The sequence below is a fragment of the Microbispora sp. NPDC004025 genome (assembly GCF_053604425.1).
In genome coordinates this window covers 264705-282445 of the sequence record NZ_JBSGHN010000012.1, presented here as the reverse complement: position 1 = coordinate 282445, position 17741 = coordinate 264705, and the positions used below count along the sequence as shown (strand labels likewise).

12 protein-coding genes are annotated in these 17741 nt (G+C 74.6%); 6 read left to right on the top strand and 6 right to left on the bottom strand.

The features are described from left to right. The first annotated feature begins 102 nt into the window (after window positions 1-102). From ACWEQG_RS27815 to ACWEQG_RS27800, 4 genes are read left to right on the top strand one after another with little or no spacing between them, the layout of a single operon-like run. Window positions 103-2757: an FtsX-like permease family protein gene (locus tag ACWEQG_RS27815; protein WP_452289124.1), complete on the top strand. Its 2655-nt coding sequence runs from the start codon at window positions 103-105 to the stop codon at window positions 2755-2757. Continuing rightward, a complete protein-coding gene (locus tag ACWEQG_RS27810; RefSeq protein ID WP_452289123.1) occupies window positions 2754-5231 on the top strand; it encodes an FtsX-like permease family protein in 2478 nt (825 codons plus the stop codon). Before ACWEQG_RS27815 ends, ACWEQG_RS27810 begins: the two co-directional genes overlap by 4 nt. Next, window positions 5215-6168 (top strand): ABC transporter ATP-binding protein, encoded by a 954-nt coding sequence (locus tag ACWEQG_RS27805; RefSeq protein WP_452289121.1) that lies wholly within the window; start codon window positions 5215-5217, stop codon window positions 6166-6168. The genes ACWEQG_RS27810 and ACWEQG_RS27805 overlap by 17 nt, the downstream gene beginning before the upstream one ends. Further along, window positions 6161-6829, top strand: a complete 669-nt coding sequence (locus ACWEQG_RS27800; protein ID WP_452289119.1) for an ABC transporter ATP-binding protein — start codon at window positions 6161-6163, stop codon at window positions 6827-6829. The genes ACWEQG_RS27805 and ACWEQG_RS27800 overlap by 8 nt, the downstream gene beginning before the upstream one ends. A 2-nt stretch (window positions 6830-6831) precedes the next feature. Here the strand turns inward: ACWEQG_RS27800 and ACWEQG_RS27795 are convergent, their stop codons facing one another. Both ACWEQG_RS27795 and ACWEQG_RS27790 read right to left on the bottom strand, forming a co-directional pair. Next, window positions 6832-7812, bottom strand: a complete 981-nt coding sequence (locus ACWEQG_RS27795; protein WP_452289117.1) for an aldo/keto reductase — start codon at window positions 7810-7812, stop codon at window positions 6832-6834. 11 nt (window positions 7813-7823) lie between these two features. Next, window positions 7824-8903 carry an AraC-like ligand-binding domain-containing protein gene (locus ACWEQG_RS27790; RefSeq protein ID WP_452289115.1) on the bottom strand — a complete coding sequence of 360 codons (1080 nt, stop codon included), beginning with the start codon at window positions 8901-8903 and terminating at the stop codon, window positions 7824-7826. Between the two features lie 124 nt (window positions 8904-9027). Here ACWEQG_RS27790 and ACWEQG_RS27785 point away from each other — a divergent pair, with 124 nt between their 5' ends. Beyond that, on the top strand, window positions 9028-10041 hold the full coding sequence (locus tag ACWEQG_RS27785) for a family 2 encapsulin nanocompartment cargo protein polyprenyl transferase (RefSeq protein WP_452289173.1): 1014 nt from the start codon (window positions 9028-9030) through the stop codon (window positions 10039-10041). A gap of 12 nt (window positions 10042-10053) precedes the next feature. Here the strand turns inward: ACWEQG_RS27785 and ACWEQG_RS27780 are convergent, their stop codons facing one another. The 4 genes from ACWEQG_RS27780 to ACWEQG_RS27765 are packed head-to-tail and all read right to left on the bottom strand — an operon-like array spanning window position 10054 to window position 16370. Continuing rightward, window positions 10054-11103 (bottom strand): glucose 1-dehydrogenase, encoded by a 1050-nt coding sequence (locus ACWEQG_RS27780; RefSeq protein ID WP_452289113.1) that lies wholly within the window; start codon window positions 11101-11103, stop codon window positions 10054-10056. Window positions 11104-11123: 20 nt separating this feature from the next. Beyond that, window positions 11124-11600 carry a MarR family winged helix-turn-helix transcriptional regulator gene (locus ACWEQG_RS27775; protein WP_363468694.1) on the bottom strand — a complete coding sequence of 159 codons (477 nt, stop codon included), beginning with the start codon at window positions 11598-11600 and terminating at the stop codon, window positions 11124-11126. Further along, window positions 11597-14599, bottom strand: coding sequence for an FAD-binding and (Fe-S)-binding domain-containing protein (locus tag ACWEQG_RS27770; RefSeq protein WP_452289111.1), 3003 nt, complete (start codon window positions 14597-14599; stop codon window positions 11597-11599). Before ACWEQG_RS27770 ends, ACWEQG_RS27775 begins: the two co-directional genes overlap by 4 nt. A gap of 4 nt (window positions 14600-14603) precedes the next feature. After that, the gene (locus ACWEQG_RS27765; RefSeq protein WP_452289109.1) at window positions 14604-16370 is read right to left on the bottom strand and encodes a thiamine pyrophosphate-dependent enzyme; all 1767 of its coding nucleotides are present in this window, start codon (window positions 16368-16370) and stop codon (window positions 14604-14606) included. 102 nt (window positions 16371-16472) lie between these two features. Here ACWEQG_RS27765 and ACWEQG_RS27760 point away from each other — a divergent pair, with 102 nt between their 5' ends. Then, window positions 16473-17561 carry an enolase C-terminal domain-like protein gene (locus tag ACWEQG_RS27760; protein ID WP_452289107.1) on the top strand — a complete coding sequence of 363 codons (1089 nt, stop codon included), beginning with the start codon at window positions 16473-16475 and terminating at the stop codon, window positions 17559-17561. Window positions 17562-17741 lie beyond the last annotated feature (180 nt).

Here is a 17741-nt window from a genome sequence, read left to right as displayed (position 1 = left end):
TGTCCCGCAAGCGTGGTCTGTCTGATCTAGCGGGAACGCTAGGTGCGCCGCACGGCGAACATAACGGTGGCGCTTCCCGATCATGCTTGTCATGATGCCGTGATGAGCGTGGTCGGAATGGTCCGGCGCGTGCTGGCCGAGCCCCTGCTGCTGGCCGCCGCGTTCGGCTCCATCCTGCTCGCCACCACGGCGATCTCGGCTCTGCTGCTGCACGCGGGGTCGGCGACCCAGGCGGGTGTGCGGCGGGCCCTGGAGACGGCGCCGCTCGCCGCCACCGCCACCGTCGTCACCTCCTCGGTCACGGCCGGGGACTTCGCCGGAATCGACCGGGCCGTCCGCGCGGGGATCGCCCACGCCCACCAAGAGGTGCCCGTACAGGTCACCGTACGCGTCGAGTCCGCCTCCTACGCGATCGAGGGACAGGATCGCGGCGGTCAGCCCGTTCTGACCCGGTTCACCGCGTACGAGGGACTGGACGGCCAGGCGGACCTGGTGAGCGGGCGCTGGCCCACGGAAGAGACGGCGGCGGCGCTCTCGGAGCAGGCCGCCCGGGCGATGGGAGTGTCGGCCGGCGACGAGTTCACCGTCGTCGGACGCCTGGACGGAGAGCCGGTCCGCGTGCACGTCACCGGCGTCTTCCGGCTCCGCGACCCCGACGACCCGCGCTGGAAGGGGGAGACCCTGCTGCGTTACGGCACGCAGACCGGCGACTTCACCTCCCGCGGACCCCTGGTCGTGCCGGAGGGCACCTTCCTCGGCCGTTTCGGGACCGGAGTCTCGGCCCGCTGGCTCGCCGAACCCGACCTGCGCCGGCTCTCCCCCGACCGGCTGCGGCCGTTCGCGGCGTCGGTCGCCGGGACCTCCGCCGCCGTGCGGTCCGGCTGCCCCCGGTGCGCGGTCACCGAGACGCTGTCCGGCATGCTGCTGCGGCTCGACCGCGGCGCCCTGGTCGCCCGCTCGACCATGCTGGTGCCGGTGCTCCAACTGCTGGTGCTGAGCGCGTACGCGCTGGCGCTGACCGCGCGGCTGCTCGCCGAGCACCGCCGGATGGAGACGGCCCTGCTGCGATCGAGGGGCGGCGGGTCGCCGCGGCTCGCCGCCATGGCGGCGGGGGAGGCGCTGCTGATCGCGCTGCCCTGCGCGCCCGCTGCGCCGTTCCTCGCGCCCGTCCTCCTGCGGCTGGTGAGCGCGTTCCCCTGGATCGAGGCCACCGGCGTGGCGCCGCCCCGCGCGCCCGACGGGGCCACCTTCGCGGTCGCGGCGGCGGTCGCGCTCGCCTGCGCCGCCATGCTGGCCGCCCCGCCCCTGCTCGCCGCCCGCCGCACGTACGTCGAGGAGCAGGCGGCGCGCGGACGCGCCGACCGGCCGGGCCTGGTCCAGCGGGCCGGGGCCGACGTGGCGCTGCTCGTCCTGGCGGCGCTCGCCGTCTGGCGCCTGCGCGGCCAGGACGCGCCGGAGACCACGCGCCTCGGCGGCGAGCTCGGGCTCGACCCGCTGGTCGGGGCGGGACCGGCGCTCGCCCTGCTCTGCGGCGGGATGGCCGCCCTGCGGCTGGTGCCCGCCGTCGCCAGGGTCGCCGAGCGGGCGACGCGGCGGCGCCCCGGGTTCGGGCCGGCGACGGCCGCCCGGCAGGTGAGCCGGCGCCCGGCCCGCTATTCGGGTCCGGCGCTGCTGCTGACGATGGCGACGGCGATCGGCGTGCTGTCCCTGACCACCGCCGCGACCTGGCGCGGCGCCCAGGAGGACCGGGCCAGGCATCTCGCCGGCGCCGCCCTGCGCGTCCCGGCCCTCCCCGGGGACGACGCGCGGACCTTCACCACGCTGCCGGGGGTCGCGGCGGCCATGCCCGCGCACCGCGCCACGGTCGTCGCGGACGGCGCGGACGCCACCCTCATCGCCGCGGACGCGGCGCACCTGGGCCGTGTCCTGCAGCTGCGCCCCGACCTGTCGGAGCTGTCGCCGGCCACACTGGCCTCCCGGATCGCCGGGTCCGCCGGACAACCGCTTCCGGTCGTGGTGACCCCCGGGCTGGCGGACACCACGAGGATCACGGCCGGCACGGCGGCGATCCCGATTCGGGTCGTGGGCGTCGTCACCGCGATGCCCGGCACGCCGGAGGGCGCCCCGGCGCTGCTCGCCGGCCTGGCGGCGCTGCGGGCGGCAGGCGCGAAGGGAACGGAGTGGCCGGTGACGGAGTGGTGGCTGGCCGCCGACGGGCGCGACACCACGCGGGCCGCCACCGCGCTGGCAACCTCCGGGCGAGGCCGGGGGGACGTCGTCGACGTGGCCGCGCTCACCGCCGGCTACAGGGACGACCCCACGGCGGCCGGCCTGCAGGGCGCGCTGCTGCTCGGCTTCGCGGCCGCGCTGGCGTTCGCCGTGCTGGGATTCCTGGTCAACGCCGCGGTCGCGGCGCGCGAGCGCAGGGGCGAGTTCGCCGTCCTCGGCGCACTCGGCGTGAGCTTCCGGCAGACGCTCGGCCTGCTCGCCGCCGAGCAGTCGTTCGTGATCGGGCTGTCACTGGCCGGCGGAGTGGCGCTCGCCGTGGCCGTGTCCGCCGCGGTGGTGCCGCCGATGGTGACCGCGGGTCACGCGACCGCGGGCGGGCTGCCGGTGCTGCTGCACGTGCCGTGGTCTCAGGTGGCGGCGCTCGCCGCCGCGGTCCTCGCGGTGCTCCTCGTGATCGTGGCGGGACTCGCGCGGTCGCTGCACCGGCGTGAGCCGGCCGCCGTGCTGCGTGCGGGGGAGGCGTCGTGATCCGCCTTCTGGGTGTGCACAGGGGGGTGGCGGCGCTGCTGGCCGCGCTGGTGTTCGGCGCCGCCCTGGTCGTCTCGGCCCTGCCCCGGATGGTCGAGTCCTCCCTCGACGCGGCGGCCTCGTCGGCCGTCGGTTCCGCCCCGCCCGCCACGGCGTCGCTGGCGGTCCAGTTCACCCGGCGCTTCGATCTGACCCCGATGCGGACGACGGCCGAGGCGGCCAGGGCGGACACCGCCTGGCGCGAGCTGCTCCCCCCGGCGCTGCGGGAGGTCGCCGACCCCGTCCCGTTCTTCGATTTCGCCGGCCCGCCGATGCTCATCAACGACCGGCAGCATCGCTACCTGACGCTGAAATGGGTGTCCGGGGCGGACCGGCGGGTGCGATACGTCGAGGGCGGCCCCCCGGGCCCCGGCTCGGGCACTCGTCTCGAGGTGGCCGTCCCCGCGGTCGCCGCCGCGGAGATGTCGATCAGGACGGGCGACACGCTCCGCCTCGGCGCGTTGACCGCGAAGGTCACCGGCCTGTTCGAGCCTGTGCGTCCCGCCGACCGGTTCTGGGCCCTCGAGCCGGAACTCACCTACGTCATCCACCACCGCGTGCCGCTCGCCACCGAGGACGACCTGATCGTCACCGCGCTCACCGACGGCGACAGCCTCGCGGGCGCGGAACTGCCGATGGTCTTCCGATGGCTCGTCACCCCGGAGGCGGACCGCGTCACCGCGGGCGACGCGGCGGACGTGCTCGCCGCCACGGAGGAGTTCGGCCGCCGCCTGAGCAGGCAGGACCGCGAACTCGCCCTGTCGACCGGGTTCGACCGGATCCTGCGGGAGTACCTGGACCGGCTGGCCGTCACACGCGCGCTGATCACGGTGTTCCTGGCCGGGCTGGCCGTCGTGTGCCTGGGCGCCACGGCTCTGGCCGTGCTGCTGTTCGCCGGCCGGGTGCACGGCGATCTGCTGCTGATGCGCGCCCGCGGTGCGTCCCTGGCCCAGGTCGTGCTCGCCTGCGGGGGAGCGGTCGCGCTCGCGGCGGTGCCGGCGGCCGCGGCGGGCCAGGTGGCCGCGGGCTTCGTGCCGGGCGCCCCGGCGGTGGTCGCGCGGCTGGGCCCGGCCGCGCTGGCGGCGGGGACCGTCGCGATCGCCTGCGCCGCCGTCGCGCTGCGCCAGTCTCCACAAGGTCAGTCCACCGGCCGACGGCCCGGAAAGGCTCTCCGCCGGATCGCGACGGAGATCCTGGTGCTCGTGGTCGCCGTGGCGAGCCTCTATCTCCTGCGCACCCGCGGCCTCGCCACCGGTGACACGTTCCTCGCGCTGGCGCCCGTGCTGCTGACGCTGGCCGCCGCGCTGGCGGTGCTGCGCGCCGGCCCGGCCGTGATCCACCTGGCCTTCCGGGCCGCCGCCCGGCGCGCCGCCGCCGTGCCGTTCCTCGGGCTCGCCGCCGCCCGGGCCGTACCGGGCGCCGCGCTGCCGGTGCTCACGCTGCTGCCGGCCGTCGCGCTGGCGGCGTACGGCATGGTCGCCGCCGGGGGGCTGGAGGAGGCCCAGCGGCAGACGGCGTGGGAGCGGATCGGCGCCGAGATCAGGGTGGAGCGCGCGCAGGGCATCCCTCCGGAGACGCTGGAGCAGATCCTCCACGCGCCGGGCGTCAGGGCAGTCGTCCCGGCCGCGGTCGGGACGACGATCGCCGAGGTGGGCTTCGGCGGGCGGCCGGCGACGGTCGTCGCGGTCGATCTCGGCGCCTACCGCCGGCTGGTCGCGGGCAGCCCGCTCCACCTGCCTCCGCCGGGGACCGGCGTGCTCGTCTCGCCCGACCTGTCCGCCATGCGGAGCTTCGAGATCGGCTGGCCCGCGCGGATGACGGTGACCCCGGCGGGGACGGTCGGCGCGATGCCGGGGGTGGGGGCGGGCGACGGCGCCCTCATCGTCCTCCCCACGGCTCCCGGGCACGTCAACACGCTGCTGATCGCGGGAGACGCCGGCGCGGTCAGGCCGCTGCTGCCGTCCGGCGCGCACATGACCACCGTGGCGGGCGCGCTCGCCGAGATCACCGGGACGCCGCTGACGGCGGCGCTGACCGCCGCGCTGCGGGTCGCCGCCGCGGCGCTGGCCGCGTACGCGCTGGCGGCCGTCGCGATCGCCCTGACCGGAGGCGCGGCCCGGCGGGCGGAGGACCTCGGCCTGCTGCGCGCCCTCGGCCTCAGCCGCAGGCAGGCCGGCCTGATCACCGTCCTGGAGGCGGCCCCGCTGCTCGTCCTGACCGCCGTCGCCGGGCTGGCGGCCGGTCTCGCCATGCCCGCGCTGCTCGGGCCCGGAATCGACCTGTCGGCGTACGCGGGCGGGCGCCACGGCGCCCTCGCGGCCGCCGCGTCGCTGCCCGTCCTGCCCTGCGTCGTGGCCGGTGCTCTCGCCGCCGGGGTCGCCGCCGTCGCCCTCACGGGCGCCTACCTGGGAGGAAGCCGTGGACACGCTGGCTGACCTGGAGGCCCGGGCCACGCGGGGCGGTCCCGCGTTCGGCGCGGACGCCCACATCCTGTGCGACAATCTCGTACGGATCTACAAGACCGAGGGGTCCGCCGCGGTCGAGGTGGTCGCCCTGCAGGGCCTCGACCTGCTCATCGGCCGGGGTGAGCTGGTGGCGATCGTCGGGGCCTCGGGATCGGGCAAGTCGACGCTGCTCAACATCCTGTCGGGGCTCGACGTGCCGACGGCCGGGCTGGCCCGGGTCGCCGGGATCGACCTGTTGTCCATGACCGCGCGCGACCGCCTCCGCTACCGGCGCTCTGTCGTGGGCTTCGTCTGGCAGCAGACCGCCCGAAACCTGCTGCCGTACCTCACCGCCCGGGAGAACGTCATGCTCCCCATGCGGCTGGCCGGCGGCACGTCCCGGGCGGCCAGGTCGGCCCGTACGGACGAGCTGCTGGAGCTGACGGGAATGACGGACCGCGCCGACCGGCGGCCCGGGGCGATGTCCGGCGGCGAGCAGCAGCGGGTGGCCGTCGCCGTCGCCCTCGCCAACGCGCCCGAGGTGGTGCTCGCCGACGAGCCCACCGGTGAGCTGGACAGCGAGAGCGCCGAGACGGTCTTCGGCGTGCTCCGCCACGCCAACCGGGAGCTCGGCGTCACGACCGTCGTCGTGACGCACGACCCGATGGTGTCGGAGCAGGTCGACCGGACCATCGGCATCCGGGACGGCCGCACCTCCAGCGAGACGTTCCGCCGCACCTCCTCCGACGGAAGGGTGGTCGCCGAGGAGTACGCGGTGCTCGACCGGGCGGGGCGCCTGCAGCTGCCGAGGGAGTTCATCAACGCCCTGTCGATGGAGCACCGGGTGCGCCTGGAGCTCGAACGCGACCACATCGGGGTCTGGCCCTCGGGCAGCGGCGACGACACAGAGGAAGAGACGAATGAGTGAGCCGCTGGTCGTCGTAGAGGGCCTGCGCAAGACCTACCCCAAGGGCGTGCGCGCGCTGCGAGGGGTCTCCTTCGAGGCTCATCCCGGCGAGCTGGTCGCGATCCGCGGTCGTTCCGGCGCGGGCAAGACGACGCTGCTCAACCTGGTCGGCGGCCTCGACCGGCCCGACGAGGGGCGGGTGCGGGTGGCGGGGCAGCCGGTGCCCGAGCTGCCCGAGGAGGGCCTGCTGCGGCTGCGCCGCGACGTCGTCGGGTTCGTCTTCCAGTCGTTCCGGCTGATCCCGGTGCTGTCGGCCGCCGAGAACGTGGGCGTGCCGCTGCGGCTGGCGCGGGTTCCCGCCAAGGACAGGGAGGAGCGGGTGAAGGTGCTGCTGTCCCTGGTCGGGCTGTCCGATCACGCCGAGCAGCGGCCGTACGAGCTGTCCGGCGGCCAGCAGCAGCGCGTGGCCATCGCCAGGGCCCTGGCCAACCGGCCCCGCCTGCTCCTCGCCGACGAGCCGACCGGTCAGCTCGATTCCCAGACCGCCCGCCAGATCATGGAGCTGCTGCGGGTGCTCGTCCGGGGCGAGGGCGTCACGGCGCTGGTGGCCACGCATGACGCGGGCCTCGTCGGCCTGGCCGACCGCGTGCTGGAGCTCAGGGACGGCGAGTTCCTGAGCTGACGTCAGGTCCAGGGGAGGGCGGCGCGGCGGGCCCAGTAGGTCTCGGCGTCCTCCGCCAGCCCGGCGAGCGCCCGCTCGGCCTCGTCGTCCCAGGTGGCGGCGAGCGCCGTCAGGTTCTCGGCGAGCTGAGCGGTCGTGGCCGCGCCGCTCAGCACGACCCCCGCCCACGGGCGGGCGAGCACGGCGGCGAGAGCCAGCGCGTCGGGGGTGACGCTCCGTTCGCGTGCCGCGCGCGTCAGCGCCGGCGACGCGCCGCGGGCGGTCAGCCTGCCGTTGGCCACGCCCTCCTTGACGATCACGCCCAGGCCGGCGGCGTGCGCCCGGGCCAGGGCCTCGCCCGCGGAGCGCTCCAGCAGGTTCCACGTCGACTGGACGGTGTCGAAGAGCCCGGTCGCGACCGCCTTCTCGATGGTCGCGGCCTGGCGGGGACCGGTGGTGGACAGGCCGACCGCGACGCCCGCCGCGCGCAGTGCCCGCAGCTCCCCGAGGACCTCCTCGTCGTCGAGCACACCGCTCTCGACGGTGGCCGAATGGATCTGGTAGAGCGACAGATGACCGCCGAGCAGCTCGCGGGTCTCGCCGAGCTGGCGGCGCAGCCGCTCGGCCGACAGGTCCTTCTCCTCGTGGCGGCCGGCGTCCATCCGCCAGTCGCCGACGTACTCGTAGCCCCACTTCGAGCCGACCGCGATCTCTTCGGGCCGGATGCCCCGATCGGCGAGCCAGCCCGCGAGGAACTCCTCCGCCAGGCCGTAGGAGCGGGCCGCGTCGACGTAGCGCACGCCCGCCGCCCACGCGGCGTCCAGCACCTCCCACGTGCGCGCCCGCATCGCCGCCACGTCGCGGTCGCCGCCGAGGTCGGCGTCGCGGCCGAGCGTGATGTACGCGGGACGGCCGAGGGCGGCGAGCCCGAGACCCATCGGGGTGACCTGAATGCCGGCGCGGCCCAACGGCCGCAGGACCATCTCCTGCATGTTCTCCTGCACGGGACACAACGTTAGAGCCGCGACGGCGCGGCCACCGAAGGGTCGTCTCGTGCCGCGAGATCGCGGTGGTCGCGTGGTGACATGCCGTAGGCGGCGCGGAAGGCGCGGCTGAAGGTCGCGGCGTCGGTGAAGCCCCAGCGGGCGGCGACGGACTGGATGGGGAGGGAGCGCCGCCGGGGGTCGGCGAGGTCGCGGTGGCACTGTTCCAGCCGGCATCGGCGGATCCAGGCCGCCACCGTGAGGCCCTGCTCCGCGAAGAGCGTGTACAGGTGCCGGACGGAGATCTGGTGTGCCGCGGCGATGGTCTCCGGGGTCAGGCCGGGATCGCCGAGCCGTCGCCGGATGAAGTCGTGGATCAGCGACAGCAGGGCCTGGCGTCGTGCTTCGGGTGTCAGCGCGTCATCGGCATCGAACTGGCCGGCGTAGGCGGCCGCGATCAGGTCGAGGGTGACGGCGGCCACCGCCCGCGCGTCGGGGGTTGTGAGGTCCCCGGCGTTGTCCGCCAGGTGCCTTAGGTGTCCGGCCAGGACGCCGGTGATGCCGGGCCGTATGGGAAACGGCGCGGCGGCGAGCCGCCCGACCACGCCGGCCCGCAGGCCGAGCGCGGCCCGGGGGAACTGGACGATCAGTGACTTGGCCGGATCGCCGTCGGCTCCCCGCCACATCCGCAACGGCCGGGAGGAATCGAGGAGGAGCATTTGCCCCGCGTGGAAAACGGCATCCCGCCCCGCCTGCGTCATGCGGCCACCCCCCTCGAGAATGATGTGCAACTGGAAAACCTCCGGATCGGACTGCCGGATGAGCTTCGCGGGCCGGCTCGCCTGGAGCATTTGGTGCCTCATCATCGACAGCTGCAATACGCCGAGGTCGAACGCCTGCGCCGACCCCGCGAAACGGGTGGGGTGATCGGTGGTCAACCGCACCCGCACAAGCCGCGACATGGTGTCGATCCAATAGGACAAACGATCCTGGACGGCCAAATCTCTGGTGCTCCACTCGAAAGTCCTCATGCGTATCCTCGGCGGTTCATCGTCAGGGGAATGCTGGTTCCGAAGCAGCAGGATGATGGCTTGACGACAAGGTGCAGTCAAGATCGGGGACGGGGCCCGCCGGGATCGGGGCACGTGTCGTGAGGTGACGGCCGGGGTATGCCGACAAGTCCAGCCGGCCTGTGGGTCCACTCGAGCCCGAGGTGGTGGGAGCGTGACGGAACCGATGGCAGCGGGAGTGCGGACCGCGGAGGACGTGCTCGCCCGGACGCGCGACCTGGTGGAACCCGCCCTGCGCCATGCGGTCGGCACCCTGCCTCCGTCGATGCGCAGGGTGGCGGGATACCACTTCGGATGGTGGGACGCGCGGGAGCGGCCGGTGCGGGCGAGCGGGGGCAAGGTCCTGCGGCCCGCGTTCACGCTGCTGGCCGCGGAGGGCGCCGGGGGAGACGCGGACGCGGCGTTGCCGGCCGCCGTCGCGGTCGAGCTGGTGCACAACTTCTCCCTGGTCCATGACGACGTGATGGACGGCGACACACTCCGCCGCCACCGCCCGACGGTCTGGAACGTCTTCGGCCGCGGCGAGGCGATCCTGGCGGGCGACTCCCTGCTGGCACTGGCCTTCACCGTGCTCGCGGGGGGAGGCAGGCCCGCCGAGAGCACGCGGGCGCTGGCCCGCTGCGTCCAGTCGTTGCTGGACGGCCAGAGCGCCGACCTCGGCTTCGAGCGGCGCGCGGACGTGGGCCTGGGGGAGTGCGTGCGCATGGCGGAGGGCAAGACGGGCGCGCTGTTCGGCTGCGCGTGCGCCCTGGGCGGGCTGCACGGGGGCGCCACCGTCGAGCAGGTGGCCGCCCTGCGCGTGTTCGGCGAACGCGTGGGCCTGGCGTTCCAGCTCGTCGACGATTTGCTGGGCATTTGGGGCGACCCGGCCGTCACCGGCAAACCGGTTCATTCTGATCTGCGCAACCGGAAGAAGTCCCTGCCGATCGTCGCCGCGCTGACGTCGGGGACACGGGCGGGCGGCGCTCTCGCCGTGCTGTACCGCCGGCCGCTCGCGCAGACCGACCTTCCGCGGGCGGCGCGGCTGGTGGAGGAGGCGGGCGCGCGGGCGTGGAGCCTCGCCAGGGTCGACGACCTGCTGTCGGAGGCGCTGGAGGCGCTGCGGTCGGCGGAGCTGGCCCCCGGGGCGGCGGCGGGTCTCGAGGCTCTCGCCCGCCTGGCCGCCGGCCGCGACCGCTAGGCCCTTCCTTCCTCAGCCGAGGGTGAGCACCACCTTGACGTCGTCCTCCCGGCGGTCGAAGGCCTCGGCGAAGCGGTGCAGCGGCACCCGCCGGGTGATCAGCCGGGCGAGCCAGCCGGGGTCGGCCTCGGCGAGGGCGCCGGCTCCCGCCACATAGTGGCCGAGATTGGCGTCGATGGTGCCGATGACGACCGCGTTCTCCAGGACGATCTCGCGGTTGAGCGCCCCGGCGTCCACCGTGATGCGTCGGCCGCCCGGGGTGACCCCGGTCAGGCAGACGATTCCGTACGGCCCGGTCGCGGCGATGGCGCCGACGACGATCTCGGCCGCGCCGGTGGCCTCGATGACCACGTCCGGCCGGATGGAGGCCACCACATCCTCCACGTCCCCCGTGTGGTAGGCCGCGCCGAGGTCGGCGACGAGGCCGGGCTTGGGCCCGGAGGTGACGCGGTCGAGGACGTGCACGGCGAGGCCGCGCTGGACGCCGAGCAGCGCGGCGAGCAGGCCGAACGGCCCGGCGCCGGTGACCAGCGCCGTCCGCGGCTCGAACCACGCGCGTGCCCCCACCTTGTCCACCTGCTCCCACGCCTTGGCGACCACCGAGGCCGGTTGCAGGAGCACCCCGTCCATGTCGAGCCCGGGGGCGATCCGTACGGCGTAAGCCTTGTCCACGCACCACAGGTCGCTGGCGTAGCCGTCGCGTTCCTTCATGCCCCGCTCGACGTATCGGCCGTTGCGGCACATGTCGAACTGGCCGCGCGCGCAGGCCCCGCACGGCACCGGGTCCGGCCTTCGCACCAGACCCACGACGAGGTCTTCCGGCGTGAAGCCGGAGCCGGGCGGGGCCTGCCGTACGCGGCCGAGCGACTCGTGCCCCATGACCAGCCGCTCCCGGCCGGGCGGGGGCCAGCCGTAGTCGCCGGCCGCGATCTCCCTGTCCGTTCCGCAGATCCCGACGGCCAGGCCCTCCACGAGGAGGTCGGCCGGCCCCGGCTCGGGATCGGGGACCTCGGTGAGCGCCATCGAACGGGCGCGGTGCGGGACGACGGTGAGGGCACGCATGCGGGACTCCTCTCCCGGTGTCAGTCGCGGCCGCCTGTGCCGGGGTCGTCCGACGCCGCCGCGGTGAGCTCGCGCAACGTGCGCGCGAGCGTACGGCGGCTGTCCGGCGGCAGACGGCGCAGCGCGGCCGCGATGTGCCCGCGGCGCGCCGCGCGGATGCGTTCGAGCGAGTGTCTGCCGCTGTCCGTGACGTCGATGCTGACCTCGCGGCGGCTGTGCGGGGACAGCAGGCGCGTCAGCAGTCCGGCGGTGTGCAGACGGGCCACGAGGCGGCCGGTGGCCGAGACCGACATGCCCAGCAGGCCGGCGAGCCCGCTCAGGTTCAGCGGGCCGTGCCGGTCGACCGCGAGCAGCACCCGCAACTGGGTGACCGACAGGCCGGCGCCGCGCGTCACCGCGGTGAGGGTCATCTCCACCAGGGCGAGGGAGGCCTCCTCGACAGACCAGGCGTCCTCCTCGAGCGCGGGGTCGGCCTCCTCCACGATCTCGGCGCTCATCGCGACCCCAGGACCCGCGCCGGGCCGGGCCTGCGCGCGACGCGACACTCGGGAAGATCGCCCAGCGGGGTGCCGCGCACCCCGGCCGCGAGCAGCTCCGCCAGGTGGACCGCCCGGCGTCCCACCCCCGCCTGCTCGATCTGCGTACGGCAGCTGAACCCGTCGGCGAGGACGAGCGTCCCGGCGCCGGCGGCGCGGATCGCCGGCAGGATCTCGTGCTCGGCGCAGGTCATCGACACCTCCAGGTGGCCGGCGGTGAAGCCGAAGTTCCCGGCGAGGCCGCAGCAGCCGCCCACCGTCTTCGCCCGCACCCCGGCGCGGGCCAGCAGGGCCAGGTCGGCGCCGAAGCCGAGCACGGAGTGGTGATGGCAGTGCGGCTGCGCAACGGCGTCCCGGTCGATCCGGGGCGGGTCCCAGCCGTCGGCCTCGCCGAGCAGTTCGGCGAGGGTCCTGGTCTGCTCGCGCAGCCGGGCGAAGTCCCGGTCGTGGGCGAACAACTCGGGCGCGTCGGCGCGGAACACCGCCGTGCAGCTCGGCTCCAGCCCGACGATCGGGATGCCGAGGCGCAGCGCCGGGGCGAGGGTCCGCACGGTGCGCCGCAGCACCCGCCGCGCCACGCCCAGCTGGCCGGTCGAGATCCAGGTCAGCCCGCAGCACAGCGTGCCCGGCGGGATCAGCACGCGGTAGCCCGCCGACTCCAGCACCTCCACGGCGGCGCGGCCGACGTGGGGATGGAAGTTGTCGGTGAAGGTGTCCGGCCACAGCACCACGGGCCCGCGCTCGCCCCCCGCCCGGGGCCCGCGCGCCCGGTACCAGTCGCGGAAACGGGCCGGCGCGAAGTCCGGCACCGGCCGGGCCGGTTCGAGCCCCGCCAGGCGCTTGGCCGGCCCGGACAGCAGGGGCGCGTGCGCCAGCGCGTTGACCACGCCCGGAGCGAGCGCGGCCACACGGGCCCAGACCGGCAGCCACCCCATCGCGTAGTGGTCGGCCGGCCGGATCCGCCGGGCGTAGTGCTGGGCGAGGAACTCGGCCTTGTACGTCGCCATGTCGACCTGCATGGGACAGTCGTGCCTGCACCCCTTGCAGGCCAGGCACAGGTCGAGGGCGTCGCGCACGGCGGCCGAACGCCAGCCGTCCCGCACCGCGGAGTCGGCGTGGCCGTTCAGCATCTCGAACAGCAGCCGGGAGCGTCCGCGGGTGGAGTGCTCCTCCTCGCCGGTGGCCCGGTAGGACGGGCACATCACCCCGCCGGTGTGCTCGCGGCATTTGCCGACCCCCACGCACCGCATGACGGCCCGCTGGAAGCTGCCCTCGTCGTCCGGGTAGCCGAAGTGGACGGGCGGGTCGGCGGGTGTCCACTCGGGGCCGAGCCGCAGGTTCTCGTCCAGCTTGTACGGCGCGACGATCTTGCCCGGGTTCATCCGGTCGCCGGGGTCGAAGACGGCCTTGACCCGCTCGAACGCGGTCATGACGTCGGGCCCGAACATCCTCGGCAGCAGCTCGCCCCTGGCCTGCCCGTCGCCGTGCTCGCCCGACAGCGAGCCGCCGTAGGAGATGACGAGGTCGGCGGCCCGTTCGAGGAAGGCCCGGAAGGCCGCCACCCCGTCGGCGGTCACCAGGTCGAACGGGATGCGGGTGTGCACGCAGCCCTGCCCGAAGTGCCCGTACAGGGAGGCGTCGCCGTAGCCGAACTCCTCGAACAGGCGGCGCAGGTCGCGCAGGTAGTCCCCGAGCCGGTCGGGCGGGACGGCGGAGTCCTCGAAGCCCTCCCACGTCTCGTGCATCCCGGGGACGCGCGCGGTGGCGCCGAGCCCGGACTCGCGGACCTCCCACAGCTTCTTCTCGGTCTTCGCGTCGTCGAAGAAGGCGACGTGCGGGGCGTGCTCGCTGTTCTTCAGGTCCTCCAGCAGGTCGCGGGCCTTCCCGTCCGCCTCCTCCTGGGAGCCGCCGCCGAAGGAGACCATGAGCCAGCCGCCGCCCTCGGGCAGCCGCGTGAGGACGTCGGGATGCATGTGCTTGCGCCGCTCGAAGTCCACGAGCTTGTCGTCCACCCCCTCCAGCTGGAGCGGGCCGTACCGCGCGATGCGCGGCACGGCGTCGGCGGCCACGCCGATGTCCTGGTAGCCGAGCAGGACAAGGCACTCCGCCTCGGGCGCGGGCACCAGGAACAGCTCGGCCCGCAGCACGGTGACCAGCGTGCCCTCGGACCCGACCAGCGCCCTGGCCAGGTCGAACCCGGCCTCGGGCAGGAGCTGGTCGAGGTTGTAGCCCGACACCCGGCGGGGGATGTCGGGGAAGCGCCGGCGGATCTCGCCGGCGTGCTCGTCCACGATGGCCCGCAGCTCACGGTAGATCCGCCCCCGCGGCCCGTCCTCGGCGGCGATGCGGCCGAACTCCTCGTCGGAGGTCGGCCCGACCCACATGCGCTGCCCGTCGTAGGTGAGGATCTCCAGCCGCGCGACGTTGTCGGCGGTCTTGCCGTACGCCTGGGCGGTCGAGCCGCAGGAGTTGTTGCCGATCATGCCGCCGAGCGTGCACTGGGAGTGCGTGGACGGGCGCGGCCCGAACATCAGGCCGATGCCGGCCAGCAGCCGGTTCAGCACGTCGAGCACGATGCCGGGCTCGACCACGCAGGTGCGTGCCGCGGCGTCCACCGACACCAGCCGGTGGCAGTACTTGGACCAGTCGATCACCACGGCGGCGTTGCAGGTCTGACCCGCCAGGCTCGTCCCGCCGCCCCGCGAGGTGACGGGCGCGCCGTGCTCCCGGCAGACCGCGATCGCCTCGGCCGCCGCGTCCACCGTGCGCGGCACCACCACGCCCAGCGGCACCTGCCGGTAGTTCGAGCCGTCGGTGGAGTAGGCGCCCCGGCTGCCGGGGTCGAACCTGACCTCGCCGTCCACCCGGGCGGCGAGGTCCCGCTCCAGGTCGCGCAGCCGCACGTACGGCTGTCGCGGCCGGGCCGTCAAAGGCGGGGGAACGAGCACCTGGCCGGTCATGGCGTCACCGCCCCAGTTGAGAGATCTTGTCCTTGAACAGCGTGGTCGCGATGGCCGCCTTGTGCGGCTGCCCCTTGAGGAACGCCTCGGCGAACTTGACCGCCTGGTCGCGGGCGACCTTGCCCGGCATCGGCGGCTCGTTCGGGTCGACGTCGACGTCCACGAGCGCGGGTCCCGGATGCGCGAGGGCCTGCCGTACGGCCTCGTCCACCTCGGCCGGGTCGGTGACCTTGCGGCCGTACCCGCCGCAGGAGCGGGCCCAGGCGGAGAAGTCGGAGGTGGGCGCGCCGAACCTGACTCCGTGCTCGGGGAACCCCAGCACCATCTGCTCCCACAGGATCTGGCCGAGCGAGCCGTTGTTGTTCACCACCACCGTGATCGGCAGGCCGAGCCGGGCGGCGGTGAGGAACTCGGCCATGAGCATCGCGAACCCGCCGTCGCCGATGAACGCGATCACCTGCCGGCCGGGGTGGGCGAGCTGCGCCGCGATCGCGTACGGCAGGCCGGGCGCCATGCTGGCGAGGTTGCCCGACAGGTAGAACTCCCGGTCGCCGCGGATCGTCCAGTGCCGGGCCGCCCAGGTGGCGATCGTGCCGGAGTCGCAGGTGAGGATGGCGTCGTCGGCGGCGGCCCGGTCCACGCAGCCGATCAGGTACTGCGGGGCGATCGGGCTGCGCCCGGGGTTCTCCAGGGCGGTCATGTTCTCCCGCCACCCGGCCATGGCCTTCTGGTATTTCTCCAGGTGCGCCCGGTCCTCGTTGCGGTTCAGCAGCGGCAGCAGCGCGGCGAGCCCCTCCTTGGCGTCCCCGATCATCGGCACCTCGGTCGGCATGCGCACGCCCGCGCGGGCGGGGTCGGCGTCGATCTGCACGACCCGGACCTTGCCGGGCTCGGGCAGGTGCTTGGTGTAGGGGAAGTTGGTGCCGACCATCAGCAGGGTGTCGCAGTCCTCGACCAGCTCCTCGCCGGGCCTGGTGCCGAGCAGGCCGATCCCGCCCACGGCGTACGGCGAGTCGTCGGGGATGACCGCCTTGCCGGGCAGCGTCTTGATCACGGGGGCGCCCAGCGTCTCGGCGACGGCCAGCACCTCCGCTCGGGCGTGCAGGGCGCCGGCTCCGGCGAGGATCGCGGGCCGCCGGGCCGCGTTCAGCACCTCGGCGGCGGCCGTCAGGTCGCCGGCGCGCGGCAGGCCGGGCGGGGACAGGTAGACGGGGGCGGTCGCGGGCGGGCGCGCGGGGGCGACGTGCTGGTAGGGGTCGGCGTCGGCGGGGGCCACCTGCACGTCGTTGGGCAGGCACAGGTGGGCGACCCCGCGCCGGGCGTAGGCCGTGCGGATCGCGATGTCCACCACCCCGGGCAGCTGCGCGGGGTTGTCCACCACCAGGTTGTACTCGGTCACGTCCTCGAACACCCGGTCGAGGTGGACCTCCTGCTGGTAGCCGGTGCCCAGCACGCTCGTCTCCTGCATGCCGGTGATGGCCAGCACGGGCTGGTGGTCGAGCTTGGCGTCGTACAGGCCGTTGAGCAGGTGGATGCCGCCGGGGCCCGAGGTGGCCAGGCACACGCCGATGCGGCCGGTGGCCTTCGCGTGCGCGGCGGCCATGAACGCGGCCGCCTCCTCGTGGTGCACCAGTACGAACCGGACGCGGTCGGATTGGCGGCGCAGCCCCTCCATGATGCCGTTGATGCCGTCACCGGGAAGCCCGAAGACGGTGTCGACACCCCAGTCGGCGAGTCGTCTGATGAGTACTTCGGAGGCGATTTCCGTCATATAGGCCGCGCTGCCCGGGGAATGGGAAGCCGAACACTCACCACATGGAAAATCTTTCCCTTGGGCCAGCGTCGGAGGGTCATGCCCGGGTAGGGGACGGCCGTGATCAGGGACCTCCGCGTGTCGGCGTACCGCGTGCCGACCGACCGCCCGGAGGCCGACGGCACGCTGAGCTGGGACGCGACCACGATCGTGGTGGTCCGCGCCGACGCGGGCGAGGCGGCCGGGCTCGGCTGGACCTACGCGCCGGCCGCCGCCGCGACGGTCGTCACGGACCTGCTCGCGCCGGTGGTGCGGGGCGGCGACCCGATGGACGTGCCGTGCCTGTGGGCCGCGATGGTCCGCCGCGTGCGCAACGCGGGCCGCACGGGCGTCGCCGGCTACGCGATCTCCGCGGTCGACGTCGCGCTCTGGGACCTCAAGGCCCGGCTGCTGGACGTGCCGCTCGCCCGCCTGTTCGGCCTGGCCAGGGAGCGCGTGCCCGTGTACGGCTCGGGCGGGTTCACTACCTACGACGACGACGTCACGACGGCACAGCTCGCGCGCTGGGCGCACGAGCAGGGCATCCCTCGCATGAAGATCAAGATCGGGGAGTCCGCCGGCGCGGCGCCCGCCCGCGATCTGCACCGCGTCGCGCTCGCCCGCCGCGTCGTCGGGGAGTCCGCGGAGCTGTACGTGGACGCCAACGGCGGTTACAGCGCGAAACAGGCCGTGCGGATGGAGCGCCGGATGCGCGACCACGACGTGCGGTGGTTCGAGGAGCCGGTGTCCTCCGACGACCTGGCCGGGCTGCGCCTGGTGCGCGAGCGGGCCGACGCCGACGTCGCGGCCGGCGAGTACGGCGGCGACCTCGTCTACTTCACCCGCATGTGCGCGGCGGGCGCGGTCGACTGCCTGCAGATCGACGCCACCCGCTGCGGCGGCTACACGGGCTGGTCGGGCGCGGCCGCGATCGCCGCCGGGCACGGGCTGGAGGTGTCGGCGCACTGCGCGCCCAACCTGCACGCGCCGGTCGCCGCGGCGACGCCGAACCTGCGCCACATGGAGTGGTTCCACGACCACGTGCGCATCGAGGGCGACCTGTTCGAGGGCGCGGCCGATCCCACGGGCGGCGCGGTGCGCCCGGCGGACGCGCCCGGCCACGGCCTGAGGCTGCGCGACGACGTGGCCGAGCCGTACCGGGTCGGGTAGTTCAGTCCCCGCGACCTGCCACCACAGCGCCGCCGCGATAGCGATCGCGAGACCGAATCCCAGACCGGCCACGAGAGGGCACGAATCGCCTGGACGAGCAATGCGGTGGCGATGAAAACGACGAAAAGGGCCGCGACCCATTCGTACAGGTTGGTGGCGTCCAAGCTCGGAGCAGGCGCG

Coding starts and splice junctions, on each gene's coding strand:
- ACWEQG_RS27815 (WP_452289124.1), top strand. CDS start 103: ATGAGCGTGGTCGGAATGGTCCGGCGCGTGCTGGCCGAGCCCCTGCTG.
- ACWEQG_RS27800 (WP_452289119.1), top strand. CDS start 6,161: ATGAGTGAGCCGCTGGTCGTCGTAGAGGGCCTGCGCAAGACCTACCCC.
- ACWEQG_RS27785 (WP_452289173.1), top strand. CDS start 9,028: ATGGCAGCGGGAGTGCGGACCGCGGAGGACGTGCTCGCCCGGACGCGC.
- ACWEQG_RS27780 (WP_452289113.1), bottom strand. CDS start 11,103: ATGCGTGCCCTCACCGTCGTCCCGCACCGCGCCCGTTCGATGGCGCTC.
- ACWEQG_RS27775 (WP_363468694.1), bottom strand. CDS start 11,600: ATGAGCGCCGAGATCGTGGAGGAGGCCGACCCCGCGCTCGAGGAGGAC.
- ACWEQG_RS27770 (WP_452289111.1), bottom strand. CDS start 14,599: ATGACCGGCCAGGTGCTCGTTCCCCCGCCTTTGACGGCCCGGCCGCGA.
- ACWEQG_RS27765 (WP_452289109.1), bottom strand. CDS start 16,370: ATGACGGAAATCGCCTCCGAAGTACTCATCAGACGACTCGCCGACTGG.